Source organism: Variovorax sp. KBW07 (assembly GCF_003852515.1).
Taxonomy (GTDB): Bacteria; Pseudomonadota; Gammaproteobacteria; order Burkholderiales; family Burkholderiaceae_C; genus Variovorax.
This window is the reverse complement of sequence record NZ_QAJK01000001.1, coordinates 1-16,875: the sequence shown is the minus strand read 5'-3', so window position 1 is coordinate 16,875 and position 16,875 is coordinate 1. Positions and strand designations below refer to the sequence as shown.

Here is a 16,875-nt window from a genome sequence, read left to right as displayed (position 1 = left end):
CTTCTGGATATCGTTCTGGGTTCAGGCTCCGACGGAGCGCAGCGATTCGGATGTGAGCGTGAAGTAGCGTGTGCCGATGGCGTCCGACACATGGTAGGCCGCCGTCTCGCAGTTGGCGAGCAGCTGCACCAGCGCGGGATAGTTCGCGTCGGGGCCGGCGGCGCACAGATGCTCGAGCGTCCAGGTGGACGGGTCGGGCAGTTCGTAGGACAGGGCCGTGAGCTTGCCGGGCGCGCTGCCGGCCAGCCGCGCGATGCGTCCGCGCAAGGTCTGCGTGACCCATGCCAGCGAGCGCGGATTCTCGGCGTCGAGCACCAGCAGGTCGACCAGCGTGGCGACGTCGCGGCGTTGCTGGTAGCGCGCGTGGAAGGTGATGGTGCTGTCGAACAGCGCTACCATGGCCTCGAAGCCGCTGACCTCGTGCACGGCGCCGTTCTCGAAGCCGGCCGCCAATGCGTTCGACAAAAAGCCCAGGCGTTCGATGTGGCGGCCGATGGACAGCAGGCGCCATGCGTCGTCGCGCGTCATGCGGTCGGTCTGCGCGCCGGTCATGGCGGCCAGCGCGGTGCTGGCCGATTCGAGTGCGCGCAGCGCGGCGCTGGTGGCAAAGCTGCCTTCGCCGGCCTGCTCGGCGGCGCGCCGCAGGAACTCGGCCTCGGAGCGCACGATCTGGTTCCAGTTGTCCTGCGAGAGCCGCTCGCGCACCGCGGCGGCGGCTTCGCGGATGCAGCGCAGGCTGTAGCCGACGCTGCCGCCCTTGTCGACGTCGCCCAGCTCGGCGATGAGCGCGCGCTCGAACACGCGGCGCGACTGCGGCGCGCTCGGCACTTCGGCCGGCACCAGCGCATTGCGCAGCGCCATGCGGTGCAGCCATTCAAGCAGCGGGCGCGACGACTGGTCTTCGCCGCCCAGCAGGTTGAGCGTGAGGCGCGCCAGGCGCACCGCGTTCTCGGCGCGCTCGGTGTAGCGGCCGAGCCAGAACATGTTTTCGGCGGCGCGGCTGGTGACCGGTGCGCGGTGCCGCGCCAGCGAGGCCGGCGTGGCGTGCGGCTGCAGCAGCGTGGTCCGGTCGACTTCGCCATGGGTCTGCACCCACACGTCGGCACTGCTGCCGCCGCGCTGCATCGAGGCGATCTGCGCGTCGGGCCCCGCGAGCCGCGCCAGGCCGCCAGGCAGCACGCGCCACGACTGCGCGCCGTCGCTCACCGCGAACACGCGCAGCAGCACCGCGCGCGGCGCGATGTGGCCGGGGCCCATGTCGTTGGCCCAGGTGGGCATCTGCGACAGCGGCTGGTAGCCCTGCACGGTGTGCACGTCGCCTTCGCGCACGATGCGGCCGGCCCACTCGTCGAGCTCGCGCCGGCCGAGCTGGCTGCCGAGCACGGCGTCGAAGCTGGCGCGGCCTTCGAAGCCGGGGTAGGTGGGCTTGATGGCGCAGTCGCCGAGCTGCGGCAGCACGGCTTCGAGCGCGGCGCGTTCGCCGCACCACCAGGTGGGCAGCGCGGGCAGCTTGAGCTTTTCGCCGATCAGGCGGCGCGCCAGCCCCGGCAGGAAGCCGAGCAGCGCCGGCGATTCGAGAAAGGCCGAGCCCGGCATGTTGGCCACCAGCACGTTGCCGGCGCGAATGGCCTGCAGCAGGCCGGGCACGCCGAGCGTGGAGTCGGGGCGCAGTTCCAGCGGGTCGAGGAACTGGTCGTCGAGCCGCTTGATGAGGCCGTGCACCGGGCGCAGGCCCTGCAGGGTCTTGAGGTAGAGCCGCTGGTCGCGCACCGTGAGGTCGCTGCCCTCGACCAGCGTCACGCCCAGGTAGCGCGCCAGGTAGGCGTGCTCGAAATAGGTTTCGTTGTACGGGCCGGGGGTGAGCAGCGCGATGTGGGGCGGCACGCCGGCCGGGCACATGCGCTGCAGGCCGTCCATCATGGCGCTGTAGGTGGCGGCAAGGCGCTGCACGTGCAGCGCCTCGAAGGCCTGCGGAAACTGCCGCGTGATGGCCAGCCGGTTTTCGAGCAGGTAGCCCAGGCCCGAGGGCGCCTGGGTGCGCTGCGACACCACCCACCAGTTGCCGTCGGGGCCGCGCGCCAGGTCGAAGGCGGCGATGTGCAGCCAGGTGTCGCCCGGCGGCTTCACGCCGTGCAGGGCACGCAGATAGCCGGGGTGGCCGCGCACCAGCGCGGGCGGCAGCAGGCCTTCGGCCAGCAGTTGCTGCGGGCCGTAGACGTCGGCCATCACGCGGTCGAGCACGCGCACGCGCTGCAGCACGCCGGCTTCGATCTGGCTCCAGCTTTCGGGCGAGACGATCAGCGGGAACAGGTCGAGCGACCAGGGCCGCTGCGGGCCGTTGGCGTCCGCATAGACGTTGTAGGTGACGCCGTTGTCGCGAATCTGCCGCTCCAGGCTGGCTGCGCGCCGGGGCAGGTCGTTGAAGCCACCCGGGCCGAGCTGTTCGAAGAAGGCGTTCCAGGCGGGCGTGAGCGGAGGCTGTTCGCCGGACCGGGATTGCGTCTGCGCCTGCGATTGAGTCTGCGACTGCTGCGAGGACGACGGGGTTTGCGATTGCGATTGCGATTGAGACTGGGACTGGGACTGGGACTGGGACTGGGACTGGGACTGCGAGGCCGATGGCGCCGGTGCGACCGGTGCCACGGGGCGTTCCGCCGCGGCGTCGTACAGCAGCGGTGCCGGCGGCGGCGTCGGTGCGCCTCCCGAAGCGGGCCGCACGGGAGTGGCCGGCGTGGCTTGCCCGCGCAGTTCGTCGAAATGGCCGGGCAGCGCGGCCGGTGCGAGCGCCGACGCCAGGGCCGCTGGAAATTCCAGTGCCTGGGCGTCGAACAGGGATTCGTTCAAAGGTTCCACAGGGGGTGGATTGTCACACTGCCGTCACGGCCTGGCCGCTCCGGCAGTGTGCTAGGACGCCGTTCAGCGCCGCAGATCGAGCGTGAACGGGAACTCGCGGCTGCCCGGCAGCTCGATGGTGGCCGGCGGCGTGCGCATGAGGCCGGGCGTGTGGCCCATGCGCGTGAAGCGCGAGTGGCGGCGGCTTTCGGCTTCGTAGGCGTTGACCGGAAAGCTGTCGTAGTTGCGTCCGCCCGGATGGGCCACGAAGTACTGGCAGCCGCCCAGCGAGCGCTTCATCCAGGTGTCGACCAGGTCGAAGGTCAGCGGCGCGTGGGCCGGAATGCTCGGGTGCAGCGCCGAGGGCGGGTTCCAGGCCTTGTAGCGCACGCCCGCGACAAATTCGCCGGTGGTGCCGGTGGGCTGCAGCGGCAGCACCTTGCCGTTGACGGTGACCACGTGGCGGCTCTCGTTCAGGCCGGTCACGCGCACTTCGATGCGCTCCAGCGACGAATCGACATAGCGCACGGTGCCGCCCGCCGAGCCTTCTTCGCCCATCACGTGCCACGGCTCCAGCGCGTTGCGCAGCGACAACTCGACGCCCATGGCCTGCATCTGGCCGACCAGCGGGAAGCGGAACTCGAAGTGCGGCGCAAACCAGTCGGGGTCGAACGCAAAGCCGGCCTGGCGCATCTCGCTGATGACGTCGTCGAAGTCCATCTTGACGAAAGTCGGCAGCAGGAAACGGTCGTGCAGCTCGGTGCCCCAGCGCGTAACCGGGGCCTTGTAGGGCTCGTCCCAGAAGCGTGCCACCAGCGCGCGAATCAGCAGTTGCTGCGCAATGCTCATGCGCGCATGCGGCGGCATTTCGAAGGCGCGCAGCTCCAGCAGGCCGAGGCGGCCGGTGCTGGAGTCGGGCGAGTAGAGCTTGTCGATGCAGAACTCGCTGCGGTGCGTGTTGCCCGACACGTCGATCAGGATGTTGCGCAGCGTGCGGTCGACCAGCCATGCCGGCATGTTGGCGCCGTAGATCTCGCGGTTCTTCGCGATTTCCTGCAGGGCGATTTCAAGCTCGTAGACCTGGTCGTTGCGGGCTTCGTCCACGCGCGGTGCCTGGCTGGTCGGGCCGATGAACATGCCCGAGAACAGGTAGCTCAGCGATGGATGGTTGTGCCAGTAGAGCAGCAGGCTGGCCAGCAGCTCGGGCCGGCGCAGGAACGGGCTGTCGGCCGGCGTGGCGCCGCCCATCACGAAGTGGTTGCCGCCGCCGGTGCCGGTGTGGCGGCCATCGGTCATGAACTTCTCGGCCGAGAGGCGGGTTTCGAACGCGGCGTTGTAGAGGAACTCGGTGTGCGCGACCAGTTCCTTCCAGTTGTGGGCCGGGTGGATGTTGACTTCGATCACGCCCGGGTCGGGCGTGACGGCCAGCATCTTCAGGCGGGGATCGCGCGGCGGCGGGTAGCCTTCCATCACGATCTTCACGCCGAGCTGCTGCGCCGTGGCTTCAACAGCGGCGACGAGGTCGAGGTAGTCCTCCAGGCGGGCCAGCGGCGGCATGAAGACATAGAGCACGCCCGAGGCACTGCCCTTCTTCTCGGCCGAGGGGCCATTGGCGCGGCGTGGGTCGCGCACTTCGACGCACAGCGCGGTGCGCGTGACCCAGTGGGCCGATTCGCCGCGTCGCGGCTGGCGCGTGGCGCTGGTGTCGGCGGCTTCGGGGTTGGCCGCTGCCGCTGCTGTTGCTGCGGCGGTTGTGCCGGCCGCCGAGGCTGCCGCGCTGCCGGGGCCCTGCATGCGCACCGCCGCGGGCACCACGGGCGGCGTGCCGAAGGCGTAGGGCACGGCGCCCAGGTCGTCTTTCGGTGCTACTGATGTGGCGGCATAGCGCGCGCGGTAGTCGGCTGCACTGGGCAGCACGCCGCGCGGCGCGGTCGGGTCGCGCTCGATCAGGTAGGGGTAGTCGCCCTTGCTGGCCCACGGTTGCGAGTCGAGCGGCAGGCGGTAGCCCATGGGCGAATCGCCGGGGATCAGGTAGAGCCGGTCGTCGCGCAGGAACCAGGGGCCGGTCTTCCAGGCCGGGCCGGCGAGCGCGGGGGCGTCGCCGTTCGCATTGCCGGGCTCGATGGGCAGCATGTAGCCGATGACGGCGTCGAGCTTCTGCGTGAACACACGGCGCAGGCGCACGCGCTCCAGTTCGTCGTCGAGCTTCGACTCGAAGGGGTCGACGTTGACCGGCAGGCGGCGTTCGCGCCAGAGGTAGTAGTAGACGTCTTCGTAGCCGGCCTGCATGTAGCGCTCGGTCAGGCCGAGCTTGTGCGCCAGCACGGTGGTGAAGCGGCGTGCGTCTTCGCTGGTGTAGTGCGTGGGCACGCGTTCGTCGGCGAAGAGCTCTGGGTTGTGCCAGAGCGTCTGGCCGTCGGCGCGCCAGAAGATCGACAGCGCCCAGCGCGGCAGTTGTTCGCCGGGATACCACTTGCCCTGGCCGAAGTGCAGGAAGCCGCCCTGGCCGTATTCGGCGCGCAGCTTGTGGACCAGTTCGGTGGCGTAGCCGCGCTTGGTGGGGCCGAGCGCGTCGGTGTTCCATTCGGGCGCGTCGCGGTCGCTGGTGGCCACGTAGGTGGGCTCGCCGCCCATCGTGAGGCGCACGTCGCCGGCCTTCAGGCGCGCATCGACCACGTCGCCCAGTGCCAGCACTTCGGACCACTGCTCTTCGGTGTAGGGCTTGGTGACGCGCGGCGATTCGTAGATGCGCGTGACCTTCATTTCGTGGCCGAACTCGACTTCGGCTTCGTCCATCACGCCTTCGATGGGCGCCGCGCTCGAGGGCGTGGGCGTGCAGGCCAGGGGAATGTGGCCTTCGCCGGCCAGCAGGCCCGAAGTGGCATCGAGGCCAATCCATCCGGCGCCCGGCAGGAACACTTCGCACCAGGCATGCAGGTCGGTGAAGTCGACCGTGGTGCCGCTGGGGCCGTCGAGCGCCTTCACGTCGGGCGTGAGCTGGATGAGGTAGCCCGAGACGAACCGCGCGGCCAGCCCCATGTGGCGCAGCAACTGCACCAGCAGCCAGCCCGAGTCGCGGCACGAGCCGCTGCCGTTGGCCAGCGTTTCTTCCGGCGTCTGCACGCCGGGCTCCATGCGGATCAGGTAGTTGACGTCTTTCTGCACTTGCTGGTTGATGCCGACCAGGAAGTCGATGGTGCGCTGTTCCTTGCGGTCGACCTTGTCGAGGTAGGCCTCCAGCAGCGGCGTGACCGGATCGGCCACGAGGTAGGGCGCGAGCTCTTCGGCTTGCGACGGCGTGTACTTGAACGGAAAGTTCTCGGCCTGCGGCTCGAGGAAGAAGTCGAAGGGGTTGTAGACCGCCATCTCGACCACGAGGTCGACCGTGACCTTGAACTCGCGTGTCTTCTCGGGGAACACCAGCCGCGCCTGGTAGTTGGCGAACGGGTCCTGCATCCAGTTGACGAAGTGCTCGGCGGGCTCGACCCGCAGCGAGTACGAGATGACGTTGCTGCGGCAATGCGGCGCGGGACGCAAGCGCACGACCTGCGGGCCCAACTGCACCAGGCGGTCGTATTTGTAGTGGGTGACGTGGTGGAGAGCGGCGTGAATGGACATGCGTTTTTGTGTGCAGTACTGACAGATTGCATCGAAAAGATGTCTCTGGTGAGACGCATACTAGCCCAGAAGCAAAGCAATTAACGCGCCACTGAGCGCGGGTTCGGGGAGGGTTTGCATCATGTGTTCCGGGGTTCTTCGGTGACGTTGCCGCGCGCGTCCGGCAGCGCCACGGCGGGCTCGTGGGCCTTCGCCGTGCTGGGTGGTTCCGTGTTGGGCGCGGCCCTGCAGTTGCGGCAGCCGGCACTCTGGCACGCATGGCTCTACACCGCCTTGCTGCTCGCGGCCGCCGTTGGCCTGTGGGTGTTGTGGCGGCCGCCGTTGCCGCTGCGGCGCCTGCCTGGCGGGGTGCTCGTGGCCATCGCATTGGTGTGCGGGGCGCTGGCCGGCGCGGGGCAGGCGGGCTTGCGCGCCGTGGTCCATGCGGGCGGTGCACTGGACCCGGCGCTCGAAGGGCGCGACCTGCAGGTGACGGGCATGGTGTCGGAGATGCCGCAGCGCGGCGAGCACGCGACGCGCTTTCGTCTCGATGTGGAGTCGGCGCGCTGGGCCGGCACCGGTCCGAATCAGAACGCACCGAACACGCCACCCGTCGTGCCGGAGCGCATCGCCCTGGGCTGGTACGCCGAGAACACCGGCCAATGGGGCCGTTCCGGCGAAGAGCGAACGCCTTCCGCCATCACCGTGGGCGCGCTCCATGCCGGCGAGCGATGGCGCCTGACGGTGCGGCTCAAGGCGCCTCACGGCAACCTCAACCCGTATGGCTTCGACAGCGAACTTTGGATGTGGGAGCAGGGCGTGCATGCCAACGGCTATGTGCGAACCGGCGGCGGCGATGCGGCGCCGGCGCTGGTGGCAAGCACCTGGCGGCACCCGATCGAGCGGGCCCGCGAAGCCGTGCGCGACAAGGTGTTCGAACGCGTGCCCGACCGTGCACAGGCCGGCGTGATCGCGGCGCTGGTCACCGGCGACCAGGGCGCCATCGACCGCGCCGGCTGGGACGTGTTTCGCGCGACCGGCGTGGCGCACCTGATGTCGATCTCGGGCCTGCACATCACGATGTTCGCGTGGCTGGCCGCGCACCTCGTCGGCCTGCTCTGGCGGCGCGCCACGCGGCTGATGCTGTGGCTGCCGGCGCCGCAGGCCGCGCTGCTCGGCGGCGTGTTGCTGGCCGCGCTCTATGCGCTGTTCAGCGGCTGGGGCGTGCCATCGCAGCGCACCGTCTGGATGCTGGCGACGGTGGGGCTGCTGCGCCTGTCGGGCCGGCGCTGGCCCTGGCCGCACGTGTGGCTGTTGACCGCCGCGGTGGTGGTGGCGCTCGATCCGTGGGCGCTGATGCAGGCCGGCTTCTGGCTCAGCTTCGTGGCGGTGGGCGTGCTGTTTGCCACCGACGCGGCAGCGCCCGGCGAGGCGAAGAAGAAGGGCTTTCGCGCACACGTGTTTCAGCTGTGCCGCGAGCAATGGGTGATCACCCTGGCGATCACGCCGCTGAGCCTGCTGCTGTTCCAGCAGGTGTCGCTGGTCGGGCTGCTGGCCAACGCGGTCGCCATTCCGTGGGTCACGCTGGTGGTGACGCCGTTGGCCATGCTGGGCACGGCCGTGGCGCCCCTGTGGGACGTTGCGGGTTGGGCCGTGCATGCGCTCGTGGTGCTGCTCCAGTGGTGCGCCGGGCTGCCCTATGCCACGCTGTCGATGGCCGCGCCGCCGGGCTGGATGGCGGCCTGCGGCGTGGCGGGCGGGGTGCTGCTCGCGATGCGGCTGCCGTGGTCGCTGCGCAGTCTTGGCGTGCCGCTCCTGCTGCCGGTGCTGCTTTGGCAGGCGCCACGGCCCATGGCCGGCGAGTTCGAGTTGCTCGCGGCCGACATCGGGCAGGGCAACGCGGTGCTGGTGCGCACCGCGACGCACAGCCTGCTGTACGACGCGGGGCCGCGCTACAGCCTCGAAAGCGACGCCGGCCATCGCGTGCTCGTGCCGCTGCTGCGTGCCTACGACGAACACCTGGACATGATGCTGCTGAGCCATCGCGATGCCGACCATGCCGGCGGCGTGCCCGCGGTGCTGGCGATGCAGCCGCGGGCCACGCTGCTGAGTTCCATCGAGCCGGCGCATCCGCTGCGCGCGTTGCGCGCCGGTCCGCCTTGCGAGGCCGGCCAGCAGTGGGACTGGGACGGCGTGCATTTCGAGATCGTGCATCCGCTGGCGACGGACTACCGGACCGGCGTGAAGCCCAACGCCATCTCCTGCGTGCTGCGCATCGGCAACGGCCGCGCGACGGCGCTGCTGGCCGGCGACATCGAGAGCGACCAGGAGCGGGCGCTGGTGCAGCGGCAGGCGGGGCTGACCGGGCGTTCGGGGCTGGTGGCCGACGTGCTGTTGGTGCCGCACCACGGCAGCAAGACCTCGTCGAGCGAACTGCTGCTCGATGCCGTGCGCCCGCGCATCGCGCTGGTCCAGGCCGGCTACCGCAACCGCTTCGGCCATCCGGCGGCGCAGGTGACGGCGCGCTATGCGGCACACGGGACGCGGGTGGTCGACAGCGTCCGGTGCGGCGCCGCCCACTGGCGCAGCGAGCGGCCCGGCGAGGTGGCCTGCGAGCGCGAGCGCAATGCGCGCTACTGGCACCACGCCGTACCGTGAATGCGCATCGGCTGGCGCCCGGAATGGCTCACAATTCTTTTAAAACGTGAACAAATTGTCAAAAGCACGGCTCAAGCGCGCTTGCCGAGTCTTGCGATGAGGCGTCCGATCCGTTGGAGAGATCGGCAACAACACAAAAGGGGACGACATGCGCAATGACAACAGTGCAGGGCAGAGGCAGTTTTTCGGGCGGCTCCCATGACCGCCGCCGTCCCCACCATCACCAGCGCGAACGCGGCGTCCGCCTCGGGGGCGAGGCTCAAGATGCACCGGGAAGGGCCGGTGCTCATCCTGACGCTCAGCAACCCCGCCGCGCGCAATGCGCTCAACCCGTCGGTCTACCGCGCCGCCGCCAAGGCGATACGGGCCACGGCGGGCTTTCGCACCGTGCGCGCCATCGTGCTGTGCGGGGAGGGCGAGCACTTCAGCGGCGGCGGCGACCTGCGGCGGCTGGCCCGGCAACGCCGGCTGCCGGCTTCGGAGCAGCAAGGCCATATCGACGCGCTGCATGAATGGATCACGGCGATCGAAGAAGCGCCCCAGCCCGTCATTGCCGCGGTCGAAGGCTCGGCCATGGGTGGCGGCTTTTCGCTGTGTCTCGCATGCGACCTGATCGTCGCGGCCGAAGACGCGAAGTTCGCCATGTCGTACGTGAACGTGGGGTTGACGCCCGATGGCGGCGGCACCGATTCGCTGGCGCGCGCACTGCCGCCGCAGGCCGCGCTCGAGATGCTGCTCGACGGCACGCCGTGCACCGCCGGCCGGCTGCACGGCTGGGGCGTGGTCAACAAGGTGGTGCCGCACGGCAGTGCCTGCGGCGTGGCGCTGGAGTGGGCGCAACAGCTGGCGCGCGGCCCGTTCGAAGTCCAGGCGCGCATCAAGCGGCTGGTGCACTCGGCGCGGGGCCGCAGCCGGCGCGAGCAGCTCGATGCCGAGCGGGAGTCTTTCGTCGAGAGCCTCTACGGCGACGAAAGCGGGGAGCGCATCAAGGAATTCCTCTCCCCGCGCAAGAAGCGGGCGCCCGACGACGGCGCGGCCCCGGCTTCGTAGGCCCTTGGGCCTACGCCGCAAGAAAAAGCCGCGCGGCCCGTCTCCAGCCAGCAGATTAGGGGTTTCACTGGCCCTGAACTTGCTAAGCTATGGCTCAAGGAGATTGGTCGTTCCATGCACAAATTCGATGAGATGTATGAGCAGTTGCCCTACGCGGGGGCTGCGATCCGACAGCACTACAAGCGCTACGACCAATGGCTTGCGAAGCAACCCGGCGAGGCCATGCGTTCGCGGCGAGAAGAGGCGGAAATGATCTTCCGCCGGGTCGGCATCACCTTCGCGGTGTATGGCGCCAAGGACGAAGACGGCTCCGGCACCGAGCGGCTCATTCCGTTCGACCTGCTGCCCCGCATCATTCCCGCGCACGAGTGGGAGAGCATGGAAAAAGGGCTGGTGCAGCGCGTCACGGCGCTCAACCGCTTCCTGCATGACGTCTACCACGACCAGGACATCATCAAGGCCGGCATCATCCCGGCCGAGCAGATCCTGAACAACGCGCAGTTCCGCCCCGAAATGATGGGCGTCACGGTGCCGCACAACGTCTACTCCAACATCTCGGGCATCGACATCGTACGGGCCCCCGATGCCGATGGCAACGGCGAGTACTACGTGCTCGAAGACAACCTGCGCGTGCCCAGCGGCGTGAGCTACATGCTCGAAAACCGCAAGATGATGATGCGGCTCTTTCCCGAGCTGTTCAACCAGAACCGCATCGCACCCGTCGCCCACTACCCCGACCTGCTGCTCGAAACCTTGCGCGCCAGCGCACCGGCCGCCACGGCCGAGCCCACGGTGGTGGTGCTCACGCCCGGCATGTACAACAGCGCCTACTTCGAGCACGCCTTCCTGGCGCAACAGATGGGCATCGAGCTGGTCGAAGGGCAAGACCTGTTCGTCAAGGACGACTTCGTCTACATGCGCACCACGCGCGGCCCGCGGCGCGTCGACGTCATCTACCGCCGCGTCGACGACGACTTTCTCGACCCCGAAGTGTTCCGCCCGACCTCCACGCTGGGCTGCGCCGGCCTCATGCGCGCCTACCGCGCGGGCAACGTCGTCATTTGCAATGCGGTGGGCACCGGCGTGGCCGACGACAAGTCGATCTACCCCTACGTGCCCAAGATGATCGAGTTCTACCTCGGCGAAAAGCCGATCCTGAAGAACGTGCCCACCTACATGTGCCGGAACAAGGACGAGCTGCAGTACACGCTCGACAACATGAAGGACCTGGTCGTCAAGGAAGTGCACGGCGCCGGCGGCTACGGCATGCTCATCGGCCCGGCCGCCACGCAGGCCGAGATCGAAGACTTCAAGAAAGCGGTCATCGCCAAGCCCGACGGCTACATCGCACAGCCCACGCTGAGCCTGTCGACCTCGCCCACCTTCGTCGACGCCGGCATCGCGCCGCGCCACATCGACCTGCGTCCCTTCGTGCTCTCGGGCAGCGAAGTGCAGATGGTGCCCGGCGGCCTCACGCGCGTGGCACTGAAAGAAGGTTCTCTGGTGGTCAACTCGTCGCAGGGCGGGGGCACCAAGGACACCTGGATTCTCGAGGCCGACCGCACGCCCAAGCCCAAGGCTGCCGCAACGCCATCGCAGTCCCAAAGCCAATCGTAGTAGGAGCCCATTCGATGCTGTCCCGCACCGCCGACCATCTCTACTGGATGTCCCGCTACACCGAGCGCGCCGAGAACACCGCGCGCATGCTCGACGTCAACTACCAGACCTCGCTGCTGCCGCAGTCCGCCGAAGTCGCCAAGTACGGCTGGCAGGGCGTGCTGTCCATCAGCGAGCTGCTGCCGCTGTACAACAAGAAGTACGAGCAGATCGCGCCCACCGAGGTGATGGAGTTCATGGTCAAGGACGAGAGCAATGCCTCGTCGATCGTTTCCTGCCTGAAGGCCGCGCGCGAGAACGCGCGTGCCGTGCGCGGCGCGCTCACCACCGAAGCCTGGGAAACGCAGAACACCACCTGGCTCGAAGTGAACCGCATGCTGCGCGCCGGCGACTTCGAGCGCGATCCCGGCCAGTTCTTCGAGTGGGTCAAGTTCCGCTCGCACCTGTCGCGTGGCGTCACGCTCGGCACCATGCTGCAGGACGAGGCCTTCTACTTCTCGCGCCTGGGCACCTTCCTGGAACGCGCTGACAACACGGCCCGGCTGGTCGACGTGAAGTTCCACGCCCTCAACAGCGAGTTCTTCGGCGCCGCCACCGAGGAAGACCAAGAGTACGACTTCTATCACTGGAGCGCCATCTTGCGCAGCGTCTCGGCCTTCGAGGTCTACCGCAAGGTGTACCGCGACGTGATCAAGCCCGAGCGCGTGGCCGAACTGCTGATTCTTCGCGCCGACATGCCGCGCTCGTTGCATGCGAGCCTGGTCGAGGTGGTCAACAACCTCGCCAAGGTGCAGAACGAGCAGAGCGCCGAAACGCAACGCCGCGCCGGCAAGCTGCTGGCCGACCTGCAATACGCGCGCGTCGACGAGATTCTTGCGACGGGGCTGCACGCCTACCTCACGCAGTTCCTCGACCGCGTGAACGAGCTGGGCGGGCGCATCAGCCAGGACTTCCTGGTGCCCGCGCACTGACGCGCCGCCGGGCGAACACCCGCCGATGCGGCTGACGGCCCATTCGCCACGGGCCTTTTCCATCGAGAGCCGCGTACGGGCACCGGCACGAACGCAGGCGTCGGCGTCGTTGTCCTAGCGCGAGAACGATTCGACAGCCACCGGAATGTCCGGCGCCTGCCAGCGGTAGGTGTCGCCCAGCACATTGCGCTCGGGCATCTGTCCGCTCCATTGAATGTGGAGCAGGTCCATCAGGCTCCAGCCGGTCCAGTCCGCGCGAAACGGCTGCTGCACCGCCGCGCCGGACGGCAGCGGCCCCTTGTTGCGCCAGACCACCGCCGGAATGCGATAGCCCGAAGCCGTCGACGGGCTGTGCCCTGCGCGGTCGCTGCCATGGCCCACCTCTTGCCCATGGTCCGACAGGTACATCCACGCGCGGTACTCGTCGGGCTTGCCCGCGCTGCGCGTCTGCTGCAGCAGCTCCGACACCACGAAGTCGTGGTACAGCAGCGCCGCGTCGTACTCCTGACGGAAGCGGCGCACCCAGGTCGGACGGCCGTTGTTCACCAGGCCGGTTTCCACCGCATCGACGCTGTCGTCGAAGGGGTTGGCGTTCGCTGGAAAGCGCAGGCTGTAGTGCGGATGCGCGCCCATCAGGTGCACCACGATCAGCTTGCGGTCGGTGCTCGTGTCCGCGAAGGCTTCCTGCACGCAGTCGAGAATTTCGCCGTCCAGCGATGCGCTGGCACGGCCGGGCGTGCGGTTGACCATGTCGACCACGTCGGCGAAGCGCGCGTGCTGCTGCTCGATGGCCAGGTCGTCGTGGTTGCTGATCCACCAGACCTTGTAGCCCGCGGCGCGGGCCAGGGCCAGCAGGTGCGGCGGGTTCCCGTTGTTCTCGCTGCTTTTGCTGTTCTCGCTGTTTTCACTCTGGGGCAGGCCGAAGTGGAACATGTTGCGCAACGCGGGCAGGGTGCTGGCGTCCACCGACCATGCGTTCTGCAGCACCGCCATCTGGTCGCCTGCCTGCGCCTTGTGCGCCAGCAGGCGCGGCGTGGTCGGGCGGCCGTAGCCGTACAGCGCCATGTTGTCGCGGTTGATGCTGTCGGTGATGACGAGCACGACCGTGGACGGCCCGGCCTGCGTGAAGACGGGCGCGATGGCCTTCGCCTGTGCCAGCGACCGGTCGCGCATGTCCTGCTGGTCGGCCCAGGCGCCGCGCAGGCTCTGCACCGACTGCGACCACTGGGTCCAGAAGACCACCGGATGCAGCCGGCGCCACGGCTTGCTGGCATAGGCCACGCAGGCCACCAGCAGGAGCACGAGCACCAGCGAGCGCGTCCAGAACGGCATGCGTGTGCGCACCGAAGATGCTTGCGCGTCGGGCATGGCCACGGCCACGGCACCGCGCCGTGCGAACACGCCCACCAGCACGCCCGCAACGACGAGTGCGGCCGACCAGATGACGGCGGAGCGCCAGTGCATTCGCAGGTACTCGCTGCTTTCGCGGGCATTGGTGTTGGCCGCCGCGCCCAGCACCATCGCGCCGTCGGGTGCGGCCTGGTAGGTGTCGAGCAGGTAGGCGCGTGCCACGCCGTCAAGCGCGAAGCCCATCGCCCAGAGCCACACGGCCACCGTGCGCACGCGCCGCATGCGCGCGCTGCGCAGGGGCCATGCGAGCCACAGCACCATCGGCACGGCGAGCACCGCGAGCTGTGCGATGCGGCGGCCGTCGTGGCCCAGCGCGATCAGCGCCAGCAGCGTGGCGCCGACCACGCCGCAGGCGAGCCAGGCGTTCTTGCCGTGGCGGGACGCGTTCCGGGAATCGGTCGCTTCGATGGAAGGGGTGGTCAAGCGGACAGCAACGCGGCGGGATCGGTGGGCGGGCGGATTCTGCCCCGGTGCGCGTGCATCCGGCCCCAGTGTCCCGGTTGCCGCGGGGTTTTTGCGGTGGCGATTTCAGGGGTATTTCCGCGGAACTTATTCGCGCCGCGGGTCCCAGACGGGCTCACCCGGCACCGCCGGACATTCTTGATTGATCGATTCATTGATCGATCGACCGATTGACCGGTCCATCGCGACCGAAAGAAGGAACCCCGTCTCCATGTCCAGATTCACCCGACTGCCCGCGCTCCTGCTTGCGTTCGTTCTCTCGTGGATGGTGTTGCCGTCCGCGTTTGCTGTCGCACAACAACCCCAGATGGTCAGCGTGGCGGTCAAGACACTGAACATGCGCACCGGCCCCGGCCAGCGCTACGAGACGCACTGGACCGTGAGCAAGGGCTATCCGTTCCGCGTCATCGGCAGGAAGGGCGACTGGCTGCGGGTCAGCGACTTCGAGAACGACAAGGCCTGGATCTACCGTCCGATGACGAGCAAGACGCCACACCACGTGGTGAAGGCCAAGGCGGCCGTGCTGCGCAAATCACCGAACGCGCGCAGCCCGATCGTGAAGAGGGCGGGCTACGGCGACGTGCTGCGCACCCACGAACGCCGGGGCGACTGGGTGAAGGTCACGCACGAAGGCGGCGGCACCGGTTGGGTGGCCCGGCGCCTGGTCTGGGGCTGGTAAGACGAAGCTGCGCGGCCGTCGGCCTCAGGTCGCCGTGGCCTGCCGCACCGCGCGCTCCCAGCGCGCCATGGATTCTTCGGCCTGTGCGCGGCCCATGGTGGGCATGAAGCGCCGTTCGATCTTCCACAGCTTCGACAGCTGGCGCGCGTCGCTGTACACGCCGGTTGACAGGCCGGCGAGGTAGGCGGCGCCGAGCGCGGTGGTCTCGATCACTTCGGGCCGCACCACGGGAATGCCCAGCAGGTCGGCCTGGAACTGCATCAGCAGGTCGTTGACGCTCGCGCCGCCGTCCACGCGCAGCTCGGCCACCGGCTTGCCGCCGGCCGCCACCGCGTCGCGGCTCATGGCCTGCAGCAGCGCGGCGCTCTGGTAGGCGATGCTTTCCAGCGCGGCGCGCGCGATGTGCGCCACGGTCGTGCCGCGCGTCAGGCCGGTGATGGTGCCGCGCGCATCCGCATCCCAGTACGGCGCGCCGAGGCCGGTGAAGGCCGGCACCATCATCACGCCGCCGGCATCGGGTACGCTCTCGGCCAGCGACTGCACTTCGGCGCTGCCCTTGATGGCCTTCAGGCCGTCGCGCAGCCACTGCACCACGGCGCCGCCGACGAACACGCTGCCTTCCATCGCGTACTGCGGCGTGGCGTCGGTCTGCGCGGCGCTGGTCACGAGCAGGCCGTTCTGCGAAGGCTGGAAGGCGGCGCCGGTGTGCATCAGCAAGAAGCAGCCGGTACCGTAGGTGTTCTTGGCCATGCCGGCCTCGAAGCAGGCCTGCCCGAAGAGGGCGCTCTGCTGGTCGCCCGCGACGCCGCCGATGGGCAGCGCGCGGCCGAGCAATGCGGCATCGGTGTCGGCGAAGTGCGAGCTCGATGGCTGCACGGTGGGCATGAGCGCGGCGGGAATCTTCAGGGCCGCGAGCAGTTCATCGTCCCACTCGTTCCTGTGCACGTTGAAGAGCATGGTGCGTGAGGCGTTGCTCACGTCGGTCACATGCGCCTTGCCGCCCGTGAGTTGCCACATGAGCCAGCTGTCGATGGTGCCGAAGGCCAGTTCGCCACGCTCGGCCTGTGCGCGCGCGCCGGGCACGTTGTCGAGAAGCCAGCGCAGCTTGGTGCCGGAAAAATACGCGTCGATGACCAGACCGGTCTTCTCGCGGATGGTGTCGCTCATGCCTTCGTCGCGAAGCTCTGCGCACAGCGGCTCGGCACGGCGGTCTTGCCAGACGATGGCGTGGTGAACCGGCTGTCCGGTCTTGCGGTTCCACAGGACGGTGGTCTCGCGCTGGTTGGTGATGCCGATGGCATGAATATCAGAGGCCTGCAATTTGGCCTTGACGAGGACTTCGCGCGCAGTGGCGAGCTGGCTGCGCCAGATTTCCATGGGGTCGTGTTCTACCCAGCCGGGTTGGGGATAGATTTGGGTGAGCTCTTTTTGCGCAATGGCGACGATGTGGCCTTCGCGGTCGAAAACGATGCTGCGCGAGCTGGAGGTGCCTTGATCGAGGGCAAGCAGGTAGGTCATGGGTTCAATGTTCCTCGAAATCTGATCTTGCGTTTTTTGCGCTGCTGTTTGGGTGCGGGGGCGGGAGCGGGGTCATTCGGG

At 68.6% G+C, this 16,875-nt stretch carries 9 protein-coding genes; 5 read left to right on the top strand and 4 right to left on the bottom strand.

What is annotated here, in order from left to right; all coding sequences use genetic code 11:
- Nucleotides 1-21: 21 nt before the first annotated feature.
- Together DBV14_RS00045 and DBV14_RS00040 are read right to left on the bottom strand one after the other, a co-directional pair.
- A complete protein-coding gene (locus DBV14_RS00045) occupies nucleotides 22-2,853 on the bottom strand; it encodes a circularly permuted type 2 ATP-grasp protein (protein ID WP_124457152.1) in 2,832 nt (943 codons plus the stop codon).
- A 63-nt stretch (nucleotides 2,854-2,916) separates the two neighbouring features.
- Entirely contained in the window at nucleotides 2,917-6,450 is a 3,534-nt protein-coding gene (locus DBV14_RS00040) for a DUF2126 domain-containing protein (RefSeq protein WP_124457151.1), read from the bottom strand.
- Between the two features lie 141 nt (nucleotides 6,451-6,591).
- Between DBV14_RS00040 and DBV14_RS00035 the strand changes: the two genes are divergently transcribed.
- The 4 genes from DBV14_RS00035 (at nucleotide 6,592) to DBV14_RS00020 (ending at nucleotide 12,725) form a co-directional block, all read left to right on the top strand.
- Nucleotides 6,592-9,087, top strand: coding sequence for a DNA internalization-related competence protein ComEC/Rec2 (locus tag DBV14_RS00035; protein ID WP_124457150.1), 2,496 nt, complete (start codon nucleotides 6,592-6,594; stop codon nucleotides 9,085-9,087).
- Nucleotides 9,088-9,285: 198 nt separating this feature from the next.
- Complete coding sequence (locus DBV14_RS00030; RefSeq protein WP_124457149.1) at nucleotides 9,286-10,137, top strand: oxepin-CoA hydrolase, alternative type; 852 nt, start codon at nucleotides 9,286-9,288, stop codon at nucleotides 10,135-10,137.
- Between the two features lie 114 nt (nucleotides 10,138-10,251).
- Nucleotides 10,252-11,754 carry a circularly permuted type 2 ATP-grasp protein gene (locus tag DBV14_RS00025; protein ID WP_124457148.1) on the top strand — a complete coding sequence of 501 codons (1,503 nt, stop codon included), beginning with the start codon at nucleotides 10,252-10,254 and terminating at the stop codon, nucleotides 11,752-11,754.
- A 14-nt stretch (nucleotides 11,755-11,768) separates the two neighbouring features.
- Complete coding sequence (locus DBV14_RS00020; protein ID WP_124457147.1) at nucleotides 11,769-12,725, top strand: alpha-E domain-containing protein; 957 nt, start codon at nucleotides 11,769-11,771, stop codon at nucleotides 12,723-12,725.
- 114 nt (nucleotides 12,726-12,839) lie between these two features.
- On the opposite strand, the gene DBV14_RS00015 is transcribed toward DBV14_RS00020, so the two are convergent.
- Nucleotides 12,840-14,558, bottom strand: coding sequence for a phosphoethanolamine transferase (locus tag DBV14_RS00015; RefSeq protein ID WP_260396757.1), 1,719 nt, complete (start codon nucleotides 14,556-14,558; stop codon nucleotides 12,840-12,842).
- A 250-nt stretch (nucleotides 14,559-14,808) separates the two neighbouring features.
- On the opposite strand from DBV14_RS00015, the gene DBV14_RS00010 reads away from it, so the two are divergent.
- A complete protein-coding gene (locus DBV14_RS00010) occupies nucleotides 14,809-15,276 on the top strand; it encodes an SH3 domain-containing protein (RefSeq protein WP_124457146.1) in 468 nt (155 codons plus the stop codon).
- Nucleotides 15,277-15,300: 24 nt separating this feature from the next.
- On the opposite strand, the gene glpK is transcribed toward DBV14_RS00010, so the two are convergent.
- Nucleotides 15,301-16,794, bottom strand: coding sequence for a glycerol kinase GlpK (gene glpK / locus DBV14_RS00005; RefSeq protein ID WP_124457145.1), 1,494 nt, complete (start codon nucleotides 16,792-16,794; stop codon nucleotides 15,301-15,303).
- Between the last annotated feature and the right edge of the window lie 81 nt (nucleotides 16,795-16,875).